The sequence below is a fragment of the Flavobacterium sp. genome (genome assembly GCF_049318325.1).
GTDB lineage: Bacteria > Bacteroidota > Bacteroidia > Flavobacteriales > Flavobacteriaceae > Flavobacterium.
Map to the genome: position 1 here is coordinate 1 of NZ_JBMOGQ010000163.1, position 4,439 is coordinate 4,439.

Annotated in this window: 4 protein-coding genes; all 4 read right to left on the minus strand. The window is 29.1% G+C overall.

Features of this window, described 5'->3' with window-relative positions; translation table 11 throughout:
* Nucleotides 1–1,527, minus strand: a 1,527-nt coding sequence (locus tag ACOYLP_RS10925; RefSeq protein WP_422856203.1) for a hypothetical protein, incomplete at its 3' end; no start/stop codon positions are given.
* A 186-nt stretch (nucleotides 1,528–1,713) separates the two neighbouring features.
* Entirely contained in the window at nucleotides 1,714–3,642 is a 1,929-nt protein-coding gene (locus tag ACOYLP_RS10930; protein WP_422856204.1) for a hypothetical protein, read from the minus strand.
* On the minus strand, nucleotides 3,632–4,150 hold the full coding sequence (locus tag ACOYLP_RS10935; RefSeq protein WP_422856205.1) for an ABC-three component system middle component 5: 519 nt from the start codon (nucleotides 4,148–4,150) through the stop codon (nucleotides 3,632–3,634). The genes ACOYLP_RS10930 and ACOYLP_RS10935 overlap by 11 nt, the downstream gene beginning before the upstream one ends.
* Nucleotides 4,137–4,439, minus strand: a 303-nt coding sequence (locus ACOYLP_RS10940) for an ABC-three component system protein (protein WP_422856206.1), incomplete at its 5' end; no start/stop codon positions are given. The genes ACOYLP_RS10935 and ACOYLP_RS10940, both read right to left, overlap by 14 nt.

A 4,439-nucleotide genomic window follows, 5' to 3' on the forward strand; every position in this document is an offset into this window, starting at 1 on the left:
AGTCAAAAAATTTGCTTCACATAAGTTATTAAACTCTTTAAGCACTTTTACTGTATCGATAACTGGGTCAAGGTCGTGAGTTAGCATTAATACACTTTTATTTAAAAGACATTCTTCACTTTTTCCTCGGAATAACATATGCATAATCGCATATTTTTTACTCTTGTCAAAAGATGAAATTGGGTCGTCAAGAACAATTAAGTCAGGTTTTTTATATAAAGCTTCGTACATAAATAAGACAAGTGAAAACGCATTTTTTTCTCCAAAACTTAAATGTTGTTTGCCTCCGGTTATGATTCCATCTGACTCAATATGTCTAAGTAAAAGTTTATAATTATTGGAATTGTCGTTAATTATTTCAACAGTGTATTTATAACCAGCATTAGTAAGAAATGAGTTTATACTTTTTCTGTGTTTTTCTATAAGTATTTTAACTAATCTTTTTTGTTTATTGATTTCTCCTTGAAGTACACCAACCTTTTCAAGAACTGTATCAAGTGAGCTATTTAATGATTCAATTATTGAGGTAGTTTTTTCTGCCTTGAATCTATCAAATAATTCAATGTTAATTTTGAGATTCTTCAGCTTTTCCTCAACCTTTTCATCTTCACTAAAACTTACTGAAGAAATGTTTTTTAAATCTTTAAGTTTTAGTAACAAATCGTCAATTTGTTGTTTAACTGCAACAATATAATTCATTTCGGATTCTTCTAATCCTGTTTGTTTTTCAGTTATAGTTTGAAGTGTCAAATTAGCATTTTCTGAAAAATATTCCCCAAGGTTTTTTAATGCTTCTATAATAACCGTAAAATTTTTTATAACATTTTTGTCATAAAATGTTGATACAGATTTTATCGTTTCTTTGTTTTTAGTAGTTGGAGAAGTACAATATGGACAATCGTCAGATATTTCAAGAAACTGTTCGCCATTATTTTGCCAATCTAACCATTTTACACAATTCTTGTCTTTGATTAATTTGCTGTATCCTTTTAGTGAATCTGGAATATGTTGAATTTTATTTCCTTCCTTTAATCCTTTATATAGCGCAGAAGATTTTGAAAGTCCAGTTTGTGTTGTTGCAAAACTTTTTGATAGATTTTCAAAATCTGATATAATTTTATTTAGGTTTTCGTTGTCCGAAAAAACTTTTTTTATTTCAGACAATAATTGTTCGATTTGTTCGGTAGAAACTTTATATTCAGGAGTATTTATAAAGATTTCATAGCTATTTGAAATTAATTCATCTTCTTTAAAAAGAAATTGGTTAAGATATTCTTCATTAAATATAAGAACACTATTAATTTCCTCATCTATATCAATCTCTGGAATAACTTCAATTTCTGAATTTCTATGTTTAAAAGGAATTAATTCTTTCAATAATTCAGGAGAATCTATTATATATTTTATTGCTCTTGTGATAGTACTTTTTCCAGTACCATTAATTCCAAATTTAATATTTAGCTTATTTTTAGTGATTTCAATTTTACCACTGTCAATGTTATTGCAATTTATAATAGTTAATTCCATAAATGTGGTTTTGATTTTTTAACGGTGTCGTCTTTTAACATTGGCTATAACGGTTTGCAGCTACAAGAAGTTGGCGATTTCGGAGACGAAAACTGTCTGCCACCACTGAACTTGATACGAAGCACAAAGCTTCATTTAACCACTGAACCGCCAATTTTTTGTAGGTGCTGTTATATGCAGTCTTTCTCATTTCGGTATATTTTTCAAACTTGGATTTTCCTTTGTATAGTATTCACCAACAACCAGTTTACTAACGTTTAGTTCGTCCGTGATATACGATGTTGTATAAATCATTTGATAGCTTGATGGGTCGTATTTACCAACTCTATCAATTAAAAGTTTTTGTAAATTTTGAGCCCTCTTCATTTCAATACCTTTGTCCTCCATATTGTCTGCAAATATGAATCTTGGGAATCTCATTCCGTCAATATGTAATGAAGCTAAAAAGATTGAAAATCTTGCTGATACCTTTAAATAGAAATTTGAACTTGCTGAATATTTTGAAAATTTATTTGAAAGAAATGCAATATTGTTTGAATAGTCAATAAAGAAATCACTAGCATTTTTAAAGTCGTCTTGTCTGTCTAAGTCGTTATTAAGCAAGTAAACACCCTCTTCACGGACTCTTTCATTAATAGCCTCTTTTAATTTTGCTTGAGCTTTTTCAGTTTTAAACACATATGCTTTTAAAAAATTCACTTCTTTTTCAAGCTGATTCTTTTTTTGGATTAATTTATCATACAATTCAGCATTTTCTAACATTGTCCTAAATTGGAGAATTTCTCCTTCGATAAATCCTTTTTTGCTGTTAAGATTATCAATGGTTTCCTCATTAAATGACTTTACGTCTTCCAATGCAGTATTTACCTGTTTTTGTAAGTCCTGAAGTTTGCCAATTTCAGAAGTATATTTAGATTCTAATTCTAATAAATTACGTTTGTTCAGTTCCAATAATTTTTGTGATTCATTGATTTGAAAACCAATTTCTAATTCCATTCTTCTTGCTTGTACAACACCATATGATTTGTCAATGGGTTCTTTACACAATTTGCAATTCGAACTATCTTCATTGGGCTTAATTTTAGTAAGGCATTCAGGACAATATTCTAAAGGTAGATTACCTAAAAACTCTCTTGTATGAATTGAGTTTTTTAAGGCTTTAATTTTTTTGTTCAGCGTTTCCACGAAATATGTTGAGTCTTCAATTTCGTTATTTAAAAAAGAAATTTGTTCTTCTAAATCCATTACAGTTTTTCTCTGGACTATTGAATCTTCGGCTAATTTTTGAAACGAAAGTTTAGAGCCTTCTACGTAATTTACTTCCTTCTCTTTATTTCTTATAGACACAATTTCATCTTGAATAGACGAAATTTCTATTTCTCTATTCTGAATAGAAGTGGTTAAATGATTTGGATTCAGAGATAGTGGGTCAGAAAAAAAATGAGAGGTAGCTTTTATTTCACTTTTAATACCTTCAAATTCCTTCTCCGCTGAAATTAAACGTTTCTTATTTTCATACAACTCCTCATTATAGACACCAAGTAATAAGTCTGAAACAGTTTCTCTCGTTAATTGACTATCGAAATGTTCATAGTAAAACAATGAACTTGTTGGTGAATCTTGGTCAATGTATAACAGTCGTAAAATTTGATGAAAAGTAATATTATTGTCTCCTTTAACAATAGGTAAACCGAGATTATCAAACAGCACATTTGAAAAACTTTTCCTGCTATCTAATGTTTTATAACCAAATTTTTGCCATCCTTTATCAATAGGCGGGTTAAAGCTTTCTTCCATACTCCCCCAATAAAAAAATAAAGGCGATTGTGTACTGATATTTCCTTCTTGGTCTTTTTCAATATCACGTTTAATTGTGAATATTGCATTGTTCATTTCTACTTCTGCAATTGCTTGTGAACACAATCGGGCTTCTGGAACAAAATCATTGAAAGCACCTCCCAACACATAGAATATGAAATGTGTTATTGTTGACTTACCGCTACTATTATCTCCTCTAATAATATTAACCCCTTTATGAAATATTTCATCGTAAGCGATTTTGCCATCATCTGTAATAATTTGTAATCTATTTAGAAATATATTATTACGCATCATATTTGCTTTCTATTAGGTTAGTTCTGTTTTTTAATCCATCTGTACCAAATAATGAAACTTGATTAAAATGTGAAGTCATTAAAGCGATTACGTTTCTTTCTTTTGGTGAAAGTTCTTCAAAGTTTTTTACGAACTCAATAAGTATATCTTTGTTGATTATTGAAATTCTTTGTTGATTCAATAATGATTTATCAATAATGCCATATGAGGCAATACAGTTAAGTGCAGCTTGTTGATAGGGTTTTATTTTTTCAAAAATCTTTCTATTTTCTGTTATTCGTTCATAAGGATTGTTGGAATCTTTTATAAACTCTTTTCTGATTTTTCTTATATCTGATTCATCTTGCTTTAGGCGTATATCGTGAATTTTACTTGGGAAAAGTAAATAGAAATCCCAAATTCTAACTCTTTCAATTTCTAAAATTGTTTGATTTTCAAATTTATTTAGAAAATGAAGAAGTCTAAAAATAGTATGGTAAAGGTCAAATGCTTGATTATATACTATCATAGTTCTTCCAATTTAAATGACATTGTCCAGTTAAATAATACACCATTCCAAAAATATCATCAGCATTATAATTTAAAACTTCATCATTTTCGCCTTCAATATTTATTAAGTCAAGAATTGGCTGTACAACTTTTAATACTACTTCCTTTAATAATTCGTCCTTTGTCGCACCTCCATTTACTAAAGGCAAAATAAATGCTTCAAAATCCATTTTTATTTTACCAAACAATTGACTGTCTATCCACTGTGCCGATTCAAAAAACTTATTAAGTTCAAGTCGCTTAGCGTA